Source organism: Dactylosporangium sucinum (assembly GCF_014647515.1).
GTDB lineage: Bacteria > Actinomycetota > Actinomycetes > Mycobacteriales > Micromonosporaceae > Dactylosporangium > Dactylosporangium sucinum.
In genome coordinates this window covers 17,828-34,176 of sequence record NZ_BMPI01000101.1, presented here as the reverse complement: position 1 = coordinate 34,176, position 16,349 = coordinate 17,828, and the positions used below count along the sequence as shown (strand labels likewise).

The 16,349-nt window shown below is 70.9% G+C and carries 14 protein-coding genes and 1 pseudogene; 3 read left to right on the top strand and 12 right to left on the bottom strand.

Features of this window, described 5'->3' with window-relative positions:
* From IEZ31_RS51745 to IEZ31_RS51705, 9 genes are all read right to left on the bottom strand, one after another.
* Positions 1-298 (bottom strand): hypothetical protein (locus IEZ31_RS51745; RefSeq protein ID WP_229837150.1); only part of this gene is annotated, 298 nt, incomplete at its 3' end.
* Positions 299-667: 369 nt separating this feature from the next.
* Positions 668-1,459 carry an AAA family ATPase gene (locus tag IEZ31_RS51740; RefSeq protein WP_190257546.1) on the bottom strand — a complete coding sequence of 264 codons (792 nt, stop codon included), beginning with the start codon at positions 1,457-1,459 and terminating at the stop codon, positions 668-670.
* Between the two features lie 40 nt (positions 1,460-1,499).
* Positions 1,500-1,985, bottom strand: a complete 486-nt coding sequence (locus IEZ31_RS51735) for a GNAT family N-acetyltransferase (RefSeq protein ID WP_190257545.1) — start codon at positions 1,983-1,985, stop codon at positions 1,500-1,502.
* Positions 1,986-2,129: 144 nt separating this feature from the next.
* A complete protein-coding gene (locus IEZ31_RS51730; protein WP_190257544.1) occupies positions 2,130-2,444 on the bottom strand; it encodes a GNAT family N-acetyltransferase in 315 nt (104 codons plus the stop codon).
* A gap of 81 nt (positions 2,445-2,525) precedes the next feature.
* A complete protein-coding gene (locus IEZ31_RS51725) occupies positions 2,526-4,367 on the bottom strand; it encodes a hypothetical protein (RefSeq protein WP_190257543.1) in 1,842 nt (613 codons plus the stop codon).
* Between the two features lie 1,504 nt (positions 4,368-5,871).
* Positions 5,872-6,081, bottom strand: coding sequence for a hypothetical protein (locus tag IEZ31_RS51720; protein ID WP_190257542.1), 210 nt, complete (start codon positions 6,079-6,081; stop codon positions 5,872-5,874).
* Between the two features lie 172 nt (positions 6,082-6,253).
* Complete coding sequence (locus tag IEZ31_RS51715; protein WP_190257541.1) at positions 6,254-7,675, bottom strand: hypothetical protein; 1,422 nt, start codon at positions 7,673-7,675, stop codon at positions 6,254-6,256.
* Positions 7,672-8,100, bottom strand: a complete 429-nt coding sequence (locus IEZ31_RS51710) for a SigE family RNA polymerase sigma factor (protein WP_190257540.1) — start codon at positions 8,098-8,100, stop codon at positions 7,672-7,674. Before IEZ31_RS51710 ends, IEZ31_RS51715 begins: the two co-directional genes overlap by 4 nt.
* Positions 8,101-8,406: 306 nt before the next feature.
* Entirely contained in the window at positions 8,407-8,619 is a 213-nt protein-coding gene (locus IEZ31_RS51705) for a hypothetical protein (RefSeq protein WP_190257539.1), read from the bottom strand.
* Positions 8,620-8,970: 351 nt separating this feature from the next.
* Between IEZ31_RS51705 and IEZ31_RS51700 the strand changes: the two genes are divergently transcribed.
* Positions 8,971-11,118 (top strand): transglycosylase domain-containing protein, encoded by a 2,148-nt coding sequence (locus IEZ31_RS51700; protein WP_190257538.1) that lies wholly within the window; start codon positions 8,971-8,973, stop codon positions 11,116-11,118.
* 255 nt (positions 11,119-11,373) lie between these two features.
* Positions 11,374-12,972, top strand: a complete 1,599-nt coding sequence (locus IEZ31_RS51695; protein ID WP_190257537.1) for an alpha/beta hydrolase — start codon at positions 11,374-11,376, stop codon at positions 12,970-12,972.
* A gap of 26 nt (positions 12,973-12,998) precedes the next feature.
* Here the strand turns inward: IEZ31_RS51695 and IEZ31_RS51690 are convergent, their stop codons facing one another.
* Positions 12,999-13,673, bottom strand: a complete 675-nt coding sequence (locus IEZ31_RS51690; RefSeq protein ID WP_268241767.1) for a response regulator — start codon at positions 13,671-13,673, stop codon at positions 12,999-13,001.
* Positions 13,670-14,866 (bottom strand): sensor histidine kinase, encoded by a 1,197-nt coding sequence (locus tag IEZ31_RS51685; RefSeq protein ID WP_190257536.1) that lies wholly within the window; start codon positions 14,864-14,866, stop codon positions 13,670-13,672. Before IEZ31_RS51685 ends, IEZ31_RS51690 begins: the two co-directional genes overlap by 4 nt.
* Before the next feature lie 137 nt (positions 14,867-15,003).
* Here IEZ31_RS51685 and IEZ31_RS51680 point away from each other — a divergent pair, with 137 nt between their 5' ends.
* Positions 15,004-16,017: a protein kinase family protein gene (locus tag IEZ31_RS51680; protein WP_190257535.1), complete on the top strand. Its 1,014-nt coding sequence runs from the start codon at positions 15,004-15,006 to the stop codon at positions 16,015-16,017.
* A gap of 17 nt (positions 16,018-16,034) precedes the next feature.
* Here the strand turns inward: IEZ31_RS51680 and IEZ31_RS57885 are convergent.
* A pseudogene (locus tag IEZ31_RS57885) lies at positions 16,035-16,349 on the bottom strand (cytochrome bc1 complex cytochrome b subunit); the annotation flags it as partial.

Here is a 16,349-nt window from a genome sequence, read left to right as displayed (position 1 = left end):
TGCCCGCGCTGGCCGAGCTGCGGATCGGCTGGGCGCCGGGGGTGCGCGACTGGCGGCCGCTGCTGGCGATCCCCGCGCTGCAAACCGTCACCGCCGCTGTCGACCCGGACACGGCCGAGGCGTTGACGGAGCGCGGGGTGGCCGTCAAGGCGCCGTAGCGCGCCCGCAATGCATTGACGACCTTCCGGAAGAAGACCCGCCGGAGCCCGTCCTGCTCCGCCCGGTGGGTCTCGACGTACCTGCGCCGGGAGTAGTAGGCGAGGTCTTCGGTCATCGCCTCGTTGGTGTAGAGCCGCACCTCGCACACCGTGTGGGAGTCCAAAACCCTCGCGCGGCCGTTGAGCAGGGGAAAGTGGTGACGTTCACTACCTTCCCCTGGAGCGTGAGCAACGGTGTCGGTACGGCTGGGCTACCTCATGTTCTGCCGGAACCTGGCCTGGCTGGTCCTGCTGCCGCAGCCGAGCCAGCCTGCACGCGCAGCCGCTCGTGCTGCGCCACGAGAACCAGGTGCTGCCCCGGGCCAACCCGAGACTGCGGCTGGACTGGTCCGACCGGTTCCTGCTGGCCGGGTTGATCCGCAAGCTCGCGGCCCTGCTGTGTCGCCAGCGGCTGGTCACCCAGCAACCGTGCTGGCCTGGCAGCGCCGCCTGCTCGCCAAGCACTGGACCTATCCGAACCGACCGGGTCGGCCGCCGATCGACCCCGAGATCGCGGCGTTGGTCGAACGGATGGCCAGCTCCCGGGCGCTGTCGGGCAAGGATCTCAACCGGTCCAGGATCAGGTCTTGCGCGGCCCGCGGTACCGCGTCGACGTCGGCTCTGAGCATCTCGGTGACCAGCAGGGGGTTTCCACCGGTCAGGCCGAAGATCCTGGCGCCGCTCAGCCCGACCTTCGCGGCCTGCTCCAGCACGCAGTCCCGGGTCAAGGGTGCGAGCGTCAGCCAGCTGACGACATCGCGCGGCAGCGCCGCCAAGGCTCCCCGATGCCGGTGGTCGGGGCCTATCTCATCGTCACGGAACGTCACCAGCATCAGCGCCGGCATCTGTTGTATCCGTCGCCCCAGAAAGACGAGCAGGTCGAGGGTGGCCTCGTCGGCCCAATGCACGTCCTCGACGACCACCACCGGCCTCGGCACCTGCCGTGGCCGGGTCAGTTCGTCGATGAAGGCCCCGAAGAGTTCGTGCTGTGCGGCGTTGCTCCGCGCACGTTGCGCGAGAGCACCGCCTGCCTGGTGCGCGATGTCGTGGAGCGGTCCCAGGGCGCGCGGTGTGATCAGCCGATCGCACCATCCCCAGAGAAAGCGCGCCCGCATCCTCGAACGACGAGCGTGTTCAGCCAGGAGCGCCGACTTCCCGATGCCGGCCTCACCCGAGATCAGAGCTATGCGACCGCCGTCAGCGCTGTGCTTCAGCAATACGTCGAGGGCATCCAGGGCAGCTCGGCGTTCCCACAGCTCCACCCCTGCGAATATAGGACGTCGGCGTTCATCGCGGCGGCGGTCAGACGGGTTTGCGGCAGACGACGAGGTGCTGGTCGACGACGAAGCCGACCTTCGCGTAGACGCCAGCAGCGCCGGTGGGGTTGTCGGCGTCGGTGTCGAGCGCGGCGTGGGTGTAGCCGGCCCGGCCGGCCGCACCGAGCACGTCGGCGAGCAACGAGCTCGCGATACCCATCCGGTGCCAGGACTCGGCGGTGCCGATCTGGCCGATGTACAGCCTCCCGGGTTCGGCCTGGTCGTGCGGCAGGACGTAGCCGACGATGGTGTCGCCGGCGAGCGCTACCCGGGCCAGCTCGGGCAGGAAGATCTCGGATCGCACGGTCAGCGCCGCCCAGGACTCGAAACTGCGGTCCTGGTACCCCCACAGGTCGCGGAACGCCGCCGTGTGCACGGCGTACACCTCACGCTCCATGCCTTGGTCGTACGGCGTGATCCGCACATCCTCGGCGGGTGCGACGACCGGCGCCGGCGTGGTGGGCGCCGTCATCGCCAGGAAGTATCGCGCGACGGTGAACCCCAACCGTTCGTACAGCGGGATCGCGGACGTGTCGGCGACGCCGGCGGCGACCTGGGCCTGCCATTGCGCGTCCGGCGCGACCTCGGCGCGGCGTGCCGCGGCCCGGTCGAGCTGTCAGGCCAGCAAGTGCCGACCGATCCCCGCTCCGCGCCGGTCGGAGTGCACCCCGCCGATCAGCTCGACCCGGTGGCCGCCGTCGGGTGGCAGCGGCACCAAAGCGGCGGCCGCCAGCTTCCCCTCCGCGTCGGTGACCACCAGGGTGTCCGCCGCCAGGTCCTTGACCTCGTTGTTCAGCACGTCTTCGATCTCGGCGACGGTGTGCCCTCCGTGCCCGCCGCCGGCCTTGAAGACAAGGTTGATCAAATCCGTAACCGCCGGAGCGGCATCCGGACGGTAGGCGCGTACGTCGTAATCCTTGAAATCCATCATCCCGCCGAGCGTACGAAGCATCGTTGAGGTCTCGCTGGAGTATCGCTGGCGCCGGACGGCTTCAGCCAGTTTCAACCGGCTTCAGCCGGCACGGTACACGCAGCGGTTGCCGGTGTGGACGGTGGCGCTGAGATGGGCACCGATGATCGGGTCGGCCAGTTGGACACGGTGGATGGCCCGGCGGATCGCCTTGCCGACGGCGATGCGCGCTCGCTCGGCGTTGTCCACGAACGACCGGGTCCGCCCGCCCAGACCGGCGACCGTACGCAGTTCGTCGACCAGCCAGTCGCGCTCGCTGCGACCGGCCGAGCGGTTGCCGACCGGCGTCGCGCCGGAACTCTCCACTTGCGCCAGCCGCTGCCGGTACTGGCCGATCGCGACCTCGTCCACGACCAGTTGGTCGCTGCGGTCGGCGGCGCCGGCGTTGGCGGCGAGGTTGTTCACGCCGGCGACGAGGTCTGCGGCGGGGATCTCCGTCCCGGGGTTGGCCAGCAGTACTGCCAAGTGGAGCATGCCGACGCTGTGCCCGACCAGGACGGTGCGCCGTCCCAGCTCGACCTGCCAATGCCGGCCCCGCCTGGTGCACCGGGCCGCCTGGCTGCCGTCTACCGGCCCGGAAGCGCCCGCAGTCGCCGGGTTTGCGCGCTGCGTTCCGGCGGATGCCTGCAGACCGAGGGCCTCTGCGAGCCGCTGACGGGACAGGGCCGCCGCCGGGGCATGCCCGAGGGCGAGATTGTGCCGGGCCGCCTCGGCGAAATGCTCCACGGCCCGGTCGATCGCGCCTGTGGTGAGGGCCGCCACCCCGAGGGCGTGGCGGACCGAACCGAAGCACGTCACGCCGAGGCTCGCGATGGCAGGCAGGTGCCCGTACGGCCGGAGCAGGTCGTACGCCTCGGCGGCCAGCTCGGTGTCGTGGAGCAGGTGGGCGGCCTCCACCGCGCCGTACATCGTCACCAGCCAGCTGCTCGATCGTGGTAGCTCGGCGAGCCCGGTCCCACGCAACCGGGCCAGGGCCGCGGCGGCTCGTTGCCGGTCTCCGGCGGTGGCCGCCGCCATCGCGAGCGCGGCGAAGTAGGCGTTGTCGACGGCGCTCAAGGTGGGGGTGTGCGCCAGCTCGTCCAGCAACGGCAACAGCTCCGGCAGCCTGCCCTGGTACCAGCGGATCGCGACGAGCTGCGCGCCGAACCAGCCGGCGGTGTCCGGGTCGCCGGCGACCGTACCGTAATCGACACAGCGGCGGGCCAGCGTTTCCGCGGCGTCGAGATCGCCGGCGCGGATCGTGAGCATCACCTCCATCACCGCGCTGACATAGCTTAGGGCGAGGTGCTCGCGCTTCGTCAGCAGCTGCCGCAGCTCGCGCAACTGCCGCTCCGCGTGCCGGTCACCGTCGAGGAACTGGTCGACGGTGCTCCAGAGCATCCCTTTGAGCAGATCCTCCCAGCGGCCGGTACGGTCGCTCACCCCGATCAGCTCGCTGGCGAGGGCTCGCCGCAATGCCCCGTGGTCCGGCCCCAGCACACAGTGGTGGGCGAGGTGAAGCGCTTCCGCCCAGGCCATGGGGTCCGCACTCCGCCGAGCCTCCTCGAGGACCTCGAGCACCGCTGCGTGCTGCCCCGTTCGGTAGTCAGCCTCGCCGGCGAGCCTGACCCGCACCCGCAGCTCCAGGGGCGAACGTGGGTCCAACAACCGGAGGACCTCACGCAAACGGGCCTCCATCCGCGCCGTGGCGACAGCCCCGCGGTCCTGGTGCACCCAGGTGCCGGCGAGTTCGAGCAGCGCCAGTGCCATGCCCTCGGCGTGACCGATCTGCGCTGCCAACGCATATGCGAGTGCGGCGAGCGACCGGCCGGTGCGCGGGTCCACATCGTTGCGCTGCCGGTGAGCGACCGCAGCCGAATGGACGGTCAAGGTCTTCCCCCGCATAGCGGCGAGCATAGGGTAGCCCGAGCACCTGACGAGTCGACGGTGTCGGCAGTCGGACACTCGGCGTGGCCATTCGGTGCCCGCATTTCACATGACCAGGAGTTTCGCGCCGGCGCTCGCAGGTCGGCACCAGCGCGGATGGAACGGAATGGCACGGAATGGAACGCCTACCTGGCGTGCGGTTCGTTCCAGGGCCGCGGTCCAGCAGGGACTCGGTGTCTTCGCCCAGGACATCCACCGGGGGAGATAGCGACCGTGAGCATCGTCGAAAAAGCTGGATGTCGTACCGAGTATGCGGCGCCACCCGCGTGAAATGCGTGCCGACGGCGGTCACCGAGGCGTGCACGACGGCACCCTGTGAGCGCTCGTAGAACGCCGGCACCCAGATCACGACCGGTATGATGGCCAGGAGATGCCCGATCGAGGCGGCCCACACCCCGCGCGGCCGGTCGAAGTCCGCGCCCCGGCGGTAGAACGCGGTGGCGAAGCTGCCCACGACCAGACCGGCCACCCCGCTCTGCACGGGATGCCGGCCACCGGAGACGAACAGCCACCCGACCGTCACCAGCATGCCCGCGACAGCGCCGCCGACACAGCGCACGGCGGCCCACCGCAACGCCCATCCCGCCAGCGGCCGACCGCGGACGGTCGGGCGCAGGGCCATCCGCCACGACTGAATCGGCGGCCGTCCCCGGTCCGCTGAGTGCGATTCCCGCTTGAGTCGTCTACACCGCCGCATCGATATTCATCGAATCGGTCCGGGCGAGTTCACGATGTCCGCAGCGCTACCGGAATCCCGCCGGTACGCGGTTATCGGCCTCGACGACCGTGCGTTCCTCCAAACGCCCGGACCGACGCATGATGTCGCAGGCAAAGCGGGCACAATGCAATACGGCCTCTCATGACCGTGTGCCCGCTCATCGGCAGATGAGTGCACTCAAACCAGGCAATCCGAACCGGGAACCCGGCGCCAGCCGAAGCGACTCGCACGCCGTTGTGAGCAGGTCCGAACTGAAATCGGGCCCGCGTGTCGGCCCACCGTCACCGCCCCGCCATCGGCGAACGTCCGCCGCCGGAGGGGAGCAAAGCGGGAGCACAACGGCTCCCCAAACAGCGCTGTACCGCGCTGAACGGCTCCCAGTTGCGTCCTACTGCTCCCACGTCTCTGCAGGTCATTGCATCGCCGCAGGTCAGAGGCGGTGCAGCCACATGGTTCACACCGAAGAGGTCACTGGTTCGATCCCAGTATCGCCCACGAGCTCAGGCGCAGTCTGTTCATCAGGCTGCGCCTGATTCCCATCTAGCTCGTGGTGTTCCCCGCGCTCGCTTCGCTCGCTCCCCAGTGGGGGCTTCGCCACCCACACCCCCTTCCCGCGCTCGCGCGGGCGGGCTCGCTGCGCTCGCCTCCGGTCGGGGTCGTTGCACTCGCTTTGGTCAACCCTCTCGGGTGGATTCGTACAAGGGTGTCGCCGTCGGGTATCCGGTCGTGGGCCTTGATCGCTGATCACTGGTGTCGCGGCTGCCTTGGGTTGCCCGCCTCGACGAGCAGCATCTGGCAGGCGTCGCGGTTCTGGGGGAGGTTGACCTCGGTGAAGTGCGGCATGGTGTATTTCGCCCGTTTGCCCCAGTTGTTCTCGTTGTTGACAAGTCGGCGTAGGAACTCCCGTTGGTTGCCGGTGAGCGGTCGGTCCTGCCACCCAGGCGGGAACGCCACCCGCAGCAGCGGTCCCCACCCCGCGTTCGACTCCGCCGCCTTCGCCAGCGGCGACGGCCACCGCCTTCGCCCGCAACTCCTCGTCCGTGCCACCCCACGCCGGAGAGGTCGCCGCGGTGCCAAGCAGGTCCAGCAGCCGGCCGGGCAGCTCCTACCCGGCCGGCGGCTTCGGCTATGCCCGGGCGGCGACGCTGCGCCGACGGACGGCCCGGCGTATCACGACGACGGCGGCTGTCGCCAGCAGTACCGGCACCAGTAGGCACAGCGCTGCCTGCGCGATCACCGACCAGCGGGCCGGCAGCGCCGCAGGGTCGGGCACCGGGCCGCCGAACCGCCCGTCGCGGAGCCGGTTCTGCGCGATGTCGATGGAGCTGACCTCGGCCGGCGGGTCCAACACCACGCTTACGGCGCCGTCCGGCTGCAGCGCCAGCACGCGGACGTGTCGGGTCTCCGACCGGCCCGTCTCGTCCGGTTCAAGCAGGATCTCGTCCTCGAGCTCGTACTGCACGACGACGAGGGTGCCGCCGGTCCAGCCGAGCGCTCGCACCGCTGGACCGCTCACCGCAGGCAGCGCTTGCCCTTCGCGGTCCGCACCCGTGACGGCGTCCACGTAGGAGACGTGCCACTGCCGGGCGGTTAGCTGGTCGTGGCCGCACTCCTTCGTGCAGCCGTCGATGGTCAGCAGGGCCACGGCCGAACCGTCCGGCGTGTAGGCGCCCGCGCCGGCCAGCCGCCGGTCGCCGAGGTCACGGGTCCACAGCCGCCGCCCGGCGGCGTCGTAGCCGCGCAACTCGGTGCCGTTGGCGTTGGGCCTCGTCGCGACGAAGCCGCGGCCGTCCGGCGCGAACGCCGCCACCCACGCCGAGGCGACGGGGTCTCGCACGAAGACGTCGTCGACCGGGGTCAGCGCGCCGCCGGCCAGGTCGACCAGGACGTACTGCGCCGACTTGCCCGGGTTCTGGTTCGGCCCCGGTTCCACGACGCCGTTGGCGTCGCGCAGGACCAGGACGGCGCCGCTGTCCGGTCGCCACGCCGCGACCTCGAAGCAGCAGGCCGGCGGCCCATCGCCGTAGCCGCGGCTGCGGCCGGTGCGCAGGTCGGTGACCACCAGCCACCCGGCCGGGCCGCCGGTCAGCGTGCTCTGCGCGACGAGGTTGCCGTCCGGCGACAGCCGCACGTCCTGCCCTGCGCGCAGCCCTTCCACCGGATAGCGCAGCACGCGGTAGTCCCCGTTGCGGCCGACGACGGCGAGCTTGCCGCCCTCCTCCTCGAACGGGTCGCCGGTCAACCCCCAGCTGTCACCGCCGAAGAGCACCGTGGCCGGGCCCGACGGCGCCGTGTCGACCGTCGCCTGCCAGGGGTACGGAAGCTCGACGCTGCGGGGGATCGCCGGCCCGGCTTCGGCCGGCTGCGGCTCGACGTGCACGCCGGGCGCGACGGCGGCGGTCGCGCAGAACAACGCCGCGATGACGGCGGCGACGATTTTTCCCCGCTGCCGCTGCCTTCTCCCGCGCCGCCAGAGATCCGCAGGCAGCCGGGCGGGTGCCATCTGCTCGCCCAGCTTGTGCAGCGTGTCACGCAACGGCACGGTCATGACATCACCTCCGAGCAGCGCATCGCCTCGGCGGTCGCGGTCTCGGTCAGATCTTCGAAGTACCGCAGGATCAGCACCGCCCGCTGACGCGGCGCCAGCTTCGCGAGCGCGGCCTGGACCGCCAGCGCTGTGGTGACGGCGTCCGCGCCGTCCGGCACCGGGCGGTCCGGCGGCTGCTCACTGAGCCGCACGTGCCGCCAGCGACGCCGCCACAGCGACACGTGCTGGCTAACCATCGTGCGCCGCACATACGGGTCTGGATCGCCGCCGGCGATCACCCGTTCCCAGTGCCGGGCGACCCGGACCAAGGTCACCTGTACCAGGTCCTCCGCCGTGTGCCGGTCACCACACAGCAGGTACGCCAACCGGGACAGCGCCGCCAAACGGCCCGACGCATACGCGTGGAACGACTCCTCCGCCTCCACCACACCTCCTATCCGGGCACACGCTCGCAGACGCGTGTGCGGATGGGTGGCCGGGGGCTGCTCCAGGAATTCGCTGGCCCTTGGCTACTGCCGGCGCGGCGACCCCGGCGGCGCGCTGGTTCGGGCTGGACCCGCCGAAGCCCCGACGCTCCGCGTTGGGAGCACCGGGGCTACACGCGATCACACTGCGGCGGCCAACGAGCCTGTGCGCCTTGCCCTCAAGAAAGCTCATCAGACCGAAACGCGTTGCGTAGCAACGGATCGGAGCAGCTACAGCAGTCCGAGCAGGGCTTCACATCGAAGAGGTCACAGTTCGTTGTCCGTGCCAGCCCACGCCGGAGCCTGCGCCGCGGTGCCCAGCAGGTCCAGCAGCTTGGCGGTGTGCCAGAGGTCGCGCACCGTGCTCGGCGCGTCGGTCGTCGGCCCGGTGTGGCTGCCCGGCCAGCCACCCTCGTCATCCCGCCAGTCGACGGCGGCAAGCAACGCCTCGACACAGTCCAACCCGGTGCTCCTGTCCACGCCCCCATCCAGCCCGGCAACAGTGAACCACCTCTTGGGCCCACTTGGCGCGGCTGCAACGGAGGGCCCCGCGACCCCTCTCCTGAGCGGGGGTCACGGGAGTGCACAGCACAACGGCGGACGTACGCCGATCTGAAAGCCTTACGTCACAAAGGAAGTAGGCAGTCCGTACACCGCTAGTACGGTCACCGCTTCCGAACGCCGTCGGCCAGCCGGCGCCCGCCGCGATCCATCCACAATGGACGGTTGCTGTCGCCCTGTGTGCAAAGAGTCACGTGTCGCACAGCGTCAGGTTGGGTAGGACTTGAAGGGTTTGCGACTGCGTTGCCGGCGAAACCCTGGAGTATCTGTATGCGTTTGCGTGGCCACGGTGTGCTGTCCAACGTGTCGTCTCTGCTGCTCTGTGGACTGCTCGCCGGCGTGGTGGTGGCCGCCGCGACGTTCCCGGCACTCGCCATGTCGGGGCTGTCGGCCAAGGCCGGCGCCGATCACTTCGAGGGCCTGCCGACCACGTTCGACGTGCTGCCATCGCCGCAGATCTCGTACGTCTACGCCAGCGACGGCACGACGCTGCTGGCGATGATGTACGACGAGAACCGGCGGGACGTGCCGATCACCGATGTCGCGCCGGTGATGGCGCAGGCGATCGTGGCTGCCGAGGACACGCGGTTCTACCAGCACCACGGCGTGGACCTGAAGGGTGTGGCCCGCGCGTTCGTGAACAACCAGAACGGCGGCGACCAGCAGGGCGCCTCGACGCTGACGATGCAGTACGTGCGGCAGGTCTCCGCCTACTCCGCACGCACGCCGCAGGAGGTCGTGGAGGCCACCGACAAGACGCCGGGACGCAAGGTGCGGGAGATGAAGCTCGCGATCGCGCTGGAGAAGAAGCTCTCCAAGGAGCAGATCCTGGAGCGGTACCTCAACATCTCGTCATTCGGCCACGGCGCGTACGGCATCTTCGCCGCGTCGCACGTCTACTTCGACAAGGACCCGAAGGACCTCACGCTGCCGGAGGCCGCGCTGATCGCCGGCCTGGTCAAGGCGCCGACGACCAACGACCCGGCCACGGCCGAGGGCCTGCCACGCGCGCTGGACCGGCAGAAGTACGTGCTCGGCCAGATGGTGACGATGGGCTACATCACCAGGCAGCAGGCCGACGAGGCGGCGGCCACCGAGCTCACGATCGTCGGCAGGCGGGCCCCCGAGGGCTGCGAGGCCGTCCAGCGCCCCGACCTCGGCGCCGGCTTCATGTGTGACTACCTGCGCCGGTGGTGGCTCGAGCAGCCCGCGTTCGGCGCCGACGCCTACGAGCGGCAGAACAAGCTGCGCTCCGGCGGCTACACGATCATCAGCTCGATGAGTGTGCAGGCCCAGGCTGCCGCGTTCAAGTACGCCCAGAACCAGCCGGGCGCCGGCGACTCCGTCAAGATGGGCGACTCCGAGGCGGTCATGCTCGCCGCGATCGAGCCGGGCACCGGGCGGGTGCAGGCCCTCGCGACGAACCGCAACTTCAGCAACGACCAGACCCACAACGGGCCCAGCACCAACCCGTCGAAAAAGGGACAGAAGGGTAACTATCCCAACACAACGGTCCCGCTCATCACCGGCGGCCCGGAGATCCCCGGCTACCAGGCCGGATCGTCGTTCAAGATCTTCTCGGCGGTCGCCGCGCTGGAGGCGGGCCTGCCGCTGTCGCACACCGAGAACGTCCAGAAGCAGTTCATGTCCGACTATCCGGTCGACCCGAGCAGCCCGACCGCCTGCAACGGCGCACACTACTGCCCGAAGAACTCGGGTGACCAGGCCGGCGACTTCAACATGTGGCAGAGCTTCGGCATGTCGCTGAACACGTACTTCGTGCCGCTGCAGCAGAAGGTCGGCGCCGAGAAGGTCGTCGACGTGGCGCAGCGGCTGGGCATCCAGTTCCGGTCCGCGAACGACGCCAAGCTGGCCGCCGACGCCCACCTGTGGGGCGCCTTCACGCTGGGCGTGTCGGACACGACCCCGCTGGACCTCGCCAACGCCTATGCCACCCTGGCCGCCGACGGCACGTACTGCGCCCCGACCCCGATCGTCGAGATCCGGGACCTCAACGGCAACAAGATCGACGCCGGAGGCCCGCAGTGCAAGCAGGTCGTCGACCCGGACGTGGCCCGGGCCGCCGTGGACATGGCCCGCTGCCCGGTCGGCGACCAGTCCGCGTTCAACGCCTGCCCCGACGGCGGTACGGCCGCCGGCGTCCACGGCCAGGTCGACCGGCCCGTCGCCGGCAAGACCGGCACCACCGACAGCGAGAAGAGCGCGACGTTTGTCGTGATGGCCAAACAGCTCGCGGTCGCCGGCATCGTCACCGACCCCGACAATCCGCAGACCAACAAGACGATGTCGCACCCGGTCATCAACAACGCGGTCGCACACACGCTCAAGGACGCCCTCGCCGGCGTGCCCGCAGTGAACTTCACCCCGCCGAGCCACGCCAAGGCGTTCGGCGGCTGAACGGTCGAGGGTGGCGTGATCATCTGACCGTGCCGAACCAATCTGTCCTTCGTGGACGGCCAGCCACGCTGTCGTCCATACCACAACGCTCAGGGCCAGGGGCGTCTGTCGCGGGACGGAGATATCGGCGAGTGTTTTCCGTCTGGTGTGTGATGACCCGCGCGTGCCGTGCGCCATAGCGTCTTGCGGCGGCCTCCCGCCGCGTCTGCGCCGGCTCGCGCGGACCTCGTCGACGTTTCGAACTGGCAGGTTTCGATGAACGAATCCGGGATCGCGGCGACCCGACATTTCGGCGCCCGCCGGACCTTGTGGATCGCGTTGCTGGCCGCGGTCGCGGCCGTGGTCTCCGTCGGGTCGGCTCGTGCCGGCACCGGCGGTGGCGATCAGCCGGGCCAACTATCCGCGTTCGAACGACAGACCATTGCGTGGCACGGCTGTGCGGCCGGGCCGGATGACGAGACCGGCGCGGCGCTGGCGGCCGCCGGCGCGCAGTGCGGTGAGATCCGGGTTCCGCTCGACTACCGCGATCCCAGCGGCCGGACGATCACGGTCGCGCTGGCCCGGCGCGTGGCCACGGACACCGCGCACCGGCTGGGCACGCTGATCGTCAACACCGGCGGGCCCGGCCCGTCCCGGGACGGGGTGGTCGCCGTCGCGGTGGGGCTGCCGGGGCTGTCGCCGCGCGGCGCGCCGAACCTCGCGGCCCGCTACGACCTCGTCGGGATCGACCCGCGGTTCTTCGGGCTGAGCACCCCGCTGGAATGCGGCTGGCCCACCAACCTCGCCCTGCGCGCCAGGCAGTTCGCCGCCCCCGATCCGCGGAGCTTCGAGGCCAGCGTGGCCAACGCCAGGGAACTGGCGGCGCGCTGCGTGCCCTACGGCGATCGGCTGCCGTTCGCCTCGACGCGGAACATCGCCCGGGACATGGACCTGGTGCGCGCCGCCCTCGACGAACCCCGAGTCTCCTACCTCGGCTGGTCCTACGGCACCTATCTCGGCGCGGTGTACCTGCAGATGTTCCCGGACCGGGTGGACCGGATCGTGCTGGACAGCGCGCTCGACCCTGGCGTCTACGGCCCCGGCCTGACCCGTCCCCTCGGCGCGGCGGACGCCGCCGCGCTCGAGGACTGGGCGGCGTGGGCGGCGCAGCGCAACCGCCAGTACGGTCTGGGTGCCACCGCCGAGGCGGTGCTGGCCGGCGTCGACCGGATCTATGCCGCCGCTCGCCGGCGCCCCCTGCAGGTGGGCTCCTACCGGGTCGGGGGAAGCGAGATCGCCGGGCTGCTGCTCACCGTTGAGGACACCGACACCGCCTACGCCGGCTTCAGCGCCAAGGTCCGCAACCTGCGCGACGCCGCGAACGGCGTGAACGTCACCCCGAGCCCGGACCTCGACCAGACGCTGGCGCTCTACGCGAGTACCGACGTGCTTGCCGAGCTCAACATGAGCGCGACCACCGCCAACCAGTGCGCGGACCGCCCGGCGTCGCGGGACCCGAAAACCTACTGGCGCGACATCCGCGAGCACCTCGCGACCGAACCGCTCTACGGACCGCTGTTCCGCACCATCACCCCGTGCGCGTTCTGGCCGACGAACCCGGTCGAGGCGGCGACGACGGTCGACAACGACCACCCCGCCCTGATCGTCAGCGCCAGTGGCGACCCGGCGGCGGCGTACCCGGGACAACTCGCCATGCACGCCGCCCTGCACGGCTCCCGCATGGTCACCCTCGCCGGTGCGTTCCGGCACGGGGTGTACCTGGCGGACGGCAACGCCTGCGTCGACAGCGCCGTGGAGCGCTACCTGCTCGACGGCGTGCTGCCGGCGGGCGACCACACCTGCACGCGCAGCTGACCGATTGTGGTCCGGCCCGGCGACGCCTACCGCTCGCCGGGCCGGACCACACCCGCCTCGTACGCCAGGACCACCGCCCGCACCCGGTCCTGTGCTCCCAGTTTCGCCAAGATCTGGCTGACGTGGGTCTTCACCGTGCCCTCGGTGACGTTCAACCGCTGGGCGATCTCCGCGTTGCGCCATCCGCGGGCCATCGCGATGAGCACTTCCCGCTCCCGTGCGGTCAGCGCGGCCATCAGCCGCACGGCGTGCGGGTCGAGGGCCGGCGCAAGCTGGTCCAGCAGGCGACGGGTCGTCGACGGCGCGAGCACCGCGTCGCCGGAGTGCACCGCCCGCAACGCGGCGAGGATCTCCTCCGGCGGCGCGTCCTTGAGCAGGAAGCCACTGGCACCGGCCCGGATCGCCGCCACCGCGTACTCGTCGAGGTCGAACGTGGTGAGCACGACGACCTTGGGCGGTGTGGGCAGCGCTTGGATGCGCCGGGTCGCCTCGATCCCGTTCAGCACCGGCATCTGCACGTCCATCACGACCAGGTCCGGCGCCGACGCCCGCGCCTGGTGCACCCCGCTCAGCCCGTCGTCGGCCTCGCCGACCACCAGCAGGTCCGGCTGCGAGTCGATCACCATCCGGAGCCCGGCGCGCAGCAGCGCCTGGTCCTCGACCAGCAGCACCCGCACCGGCCGCACCGCCGAGCCGGTCACCGCAGCACCGGAATCCGGGCGCGCAACGCCGCACCACCGCCCGGCCGGGCCGCCAGGGTCACCGTCCCGCCGTACGCACCGACGCGCTCGCGCATGCCCGCCAACCCGTAGCCGGCGCCGGACGACGCGAAGGCCGGACCCCGTCCGTTGTCCAGCACGTCGATTTCCAGCAACCGCCGACCCCAACGCACCGCGACCTCGGCACACGCGTCCGAACCAGCATGCTTCATCACGTTGGTCAATCCTTCCTGAACGATCCGGTACGCCGCCAGCGACAGCCCGGGTTCCATGCCCGCGGGCGGCAGGTCCAGGGTCAGGCGGACCGCGAGCCCGCCGGCCCGGATCCGCTCCACAAGACCGGGCAGGTCGTCAACACCGGCCTGGTGCGCCGCGAAGCCGTCGGGCCGGCCGGCGGACTCGTCGCCGTCGCGCAGCACACCGAGCGCCCGGCGGGTCTCCGACAGCGCACGCCGTGCATGCTCACCGATCGCGACCAGCGCCGCAGCCGCGGCCTCCGCCGTTGCGGCGTACCGGCCACCATCGGCCTGCGCGATCACGACCGCGAGTGAATGCCCGACCACGTCGTGTATCTCCCGGGCGATCCGGGTCCGCTCACCGAGCACGGCCAGCCGGGCCTGCTGGTCGCGCTCGATCTCCAGCAGCCGTGCCTGCTCGGCAAGCGCATCAACCTGGCGCCGCCGCACACGCTGCAGGCTGCCGATCGCCCACGCCGCCAACCCGCTGCTTGCGAAGAAGGCACCCACCAGCAGGTGCGCCCAGGCCGGGCTCGGCAGCAGCGGCAGCATCACCCCGGCGAGCACCGCCTCGACCAGCACCACCGCCAGACCCGCCCGGCCCGCCCACACCCTGCCGTACGCCGCGGCGGCGTGCACCGCAATCGGCACCGCGACATCGGCCGGCAGCGCTCCGCTACTGCCACCCACGGTCAACCACTGCACCAGCGTGACCGCGGCCACCGCCACCAGACACAGCTCGGGACGCACCCGACGCACCGCCAACGGAGCCAACAGCAACAACGACAGCGTCAGGTACCCGGCACCGGCCCGCGTCATCAACCCGACCACCGCACACGCCGCGGCCAGCCCGATCGCCATCGCACAGTCAACGGCGAGGGCCCGGGCACGCAGCCAGGCAACCAGACGCTCACCAGGCGTCGCATCCACCAAAGCCATGCCCCGACGATAGATACCGCCGGGCCCCACGACCTCCGCCTGCGGGCAGAGGACAACACCGAGGCAGTACTCCTACAGACGGAGCGATCCGGCTTCGTGGGGCGCGGCGGGAGGAGGCCGCTGACATGATGGGCGCCATGCTCACCGCCCGACGTTCCCGCCACGACCAGGTCTCGGCCTGGCTCGCCGCCCGCGACGATGCCGAACTGGCGGCGCTGCTCCACGCCACACCCGCCGGTGCCGTGGGCGTGGGCGGAGGATCCGCGATGCTCGACGTTGACGGCGTGCCGGTGTTCGCCAAGCGAATCCCGATCACCGACCGGGAGCTGGCACATCCGCAGAGCACGGCGAACCTGTTCGACCTGCCGGCCTACTGCCAGTACGGCATGTTCCGCATCGGCGGCCCGGGCTTCGGCGCCTGGCGCGAGCTGGCCGCGAACGAGATCGTCACCGAGGGGATCCTGGCCGGTGAGGCAGTATCGTTTCCGCTGCTGTACCACTGGCGGGTGCTCCCCGGCCGCGCACCCATCGCGTCCGAGCACCTCGACATCGACGCCGTCGTCGCCCAGTTCGGCGGCGCCCCGGGCGTGCGGATCCGCCTCGAGGAACTGGCCGGTGCCGCCTCCAGCCTGGTGCTGTTCCTTGAGTACGTCCCCTATCCGCTGCTCGACTGGCTGAACGAAGACCCGGTCGGTCGGGCCGAGACGTTCGAGCGGCAGCTGTTCGACGTCGTGGCGTTCCTGCGCAGCCACGAACTGCTGCACATGGACGGGCACTTCGGCAACATGCGTGCCGACGATGACCGGCTCTACCTCGCCGATTTCGGCCTGGCCACGTCCCCCCGCTTCGACCTGTCCGACGCCGAGCGCGCCTTTGTCGCCCACCACGCCGGCCACGATGCCGGCTACGCGGCGATGCGGCTGGTCAACTGGCTGGTCACCACGGTGTGCGGGGTGCCGTTGCCGGCCACCGGCGGCCCCGTCGCCCGCAACGAGTACGTGCGCCGGTGCGCGGCCGGCGACATCCCGCGGGGAGTGCCGGCGAGCGTCGCCGGAATCCTGGCCCGGCACGCCCCCGCCGCGGCACGGATGAACGACTTCTGCTGGCAGCTGTTCGACGGCGACATCCACGCGCGGTATCCCGGCCCGTAGCGTCGGCCGGTGATCACCTAGCGGTCCGTGGTGATCTCCCCGTGCTGTTCGGGCTCGCGCTCGGCCGGCGTCGGCGGTGGGGCGGCCTTCTCGATCGGGACCCAGAAGCCCCTCACCGGCGGGGCCAGGGCGCCCAGCCGGTTCATCTTCTTCGGGACCACCCAGCCCGCGTAGTCCGGGCCGTGCCCTTCCTCGCCGGCGCCCGCCGGCAGCGGCTGGTGGATCTCGACGAAGCGGCCGTCCGGCAGACGCCGGATGATGCCGGTCTCCACGCCGTTGACCAGCACCTCGCGGTCGTGCTGCTGGAGGCTGAGCGCGACCCGGTACGCCAG

Bases quoted from the DNA above. Each gene is read 5' to 3' on its own strand.
- IEZ31_RS51735 (WP_190257545.1), bottom strand. From the start codon at position 1,985: ATGACGGCGCCCACCACGCCGGCGCCGGTCGTCGCACCCGCCGAGGAT.
- IEZ31_RS51730 (WP_190257544.1), bottom strand. From the start codon at position 2,444: ATGATGGATTTCAAGGATTACGACGTACGCGCCTACCGTCCGGATGCC.
- IEZ31_RS51725 (WP_190257543.1), bottom strand. From the start codon at position 4,367: ATGCGGGGGAAGACCTTGACCGTCCATTCGGCTGCGGTCGCTCACCGG.
- IEZ31_RS51715 (WP_190257541.1), bottom strand. From the start codon at position 7,675: ATGACCGTGCCGTTGCGTGACACGCTGCACAAGCTGGGCGAGCAGATG.
- IEZ31_RS51695 (WP_190257537.1), top strand. From the start codon at position 11,374: ATGAACGAATCCGGGATCGCGGCGACCCGACATTTCGGCGCCCGCCGG.
- IEZ31_RS51685 (WP_190257536.1), bottom strand. From the start codon at position 14,866: ATGGCTTTGGTGGATGCGACGCCTGGTGAGCGTCTGGTTGCCTGGCTG.
- IEZ31_RS51700 (WP_190257538.1), top strand. From the start codon at position 8,971: ATGCGTTTGCGTGGCCACGGTGTGCTGTCCAACGTGTCGTCTCTGCTG.
- IEZ31_RS51680 (WP_190257535.1), top strand. From the start codon at position 15,004: ATGCTCACCGCCCGACGTTCCCGCCACGACCAGGTCTCGGCCTGGCTC.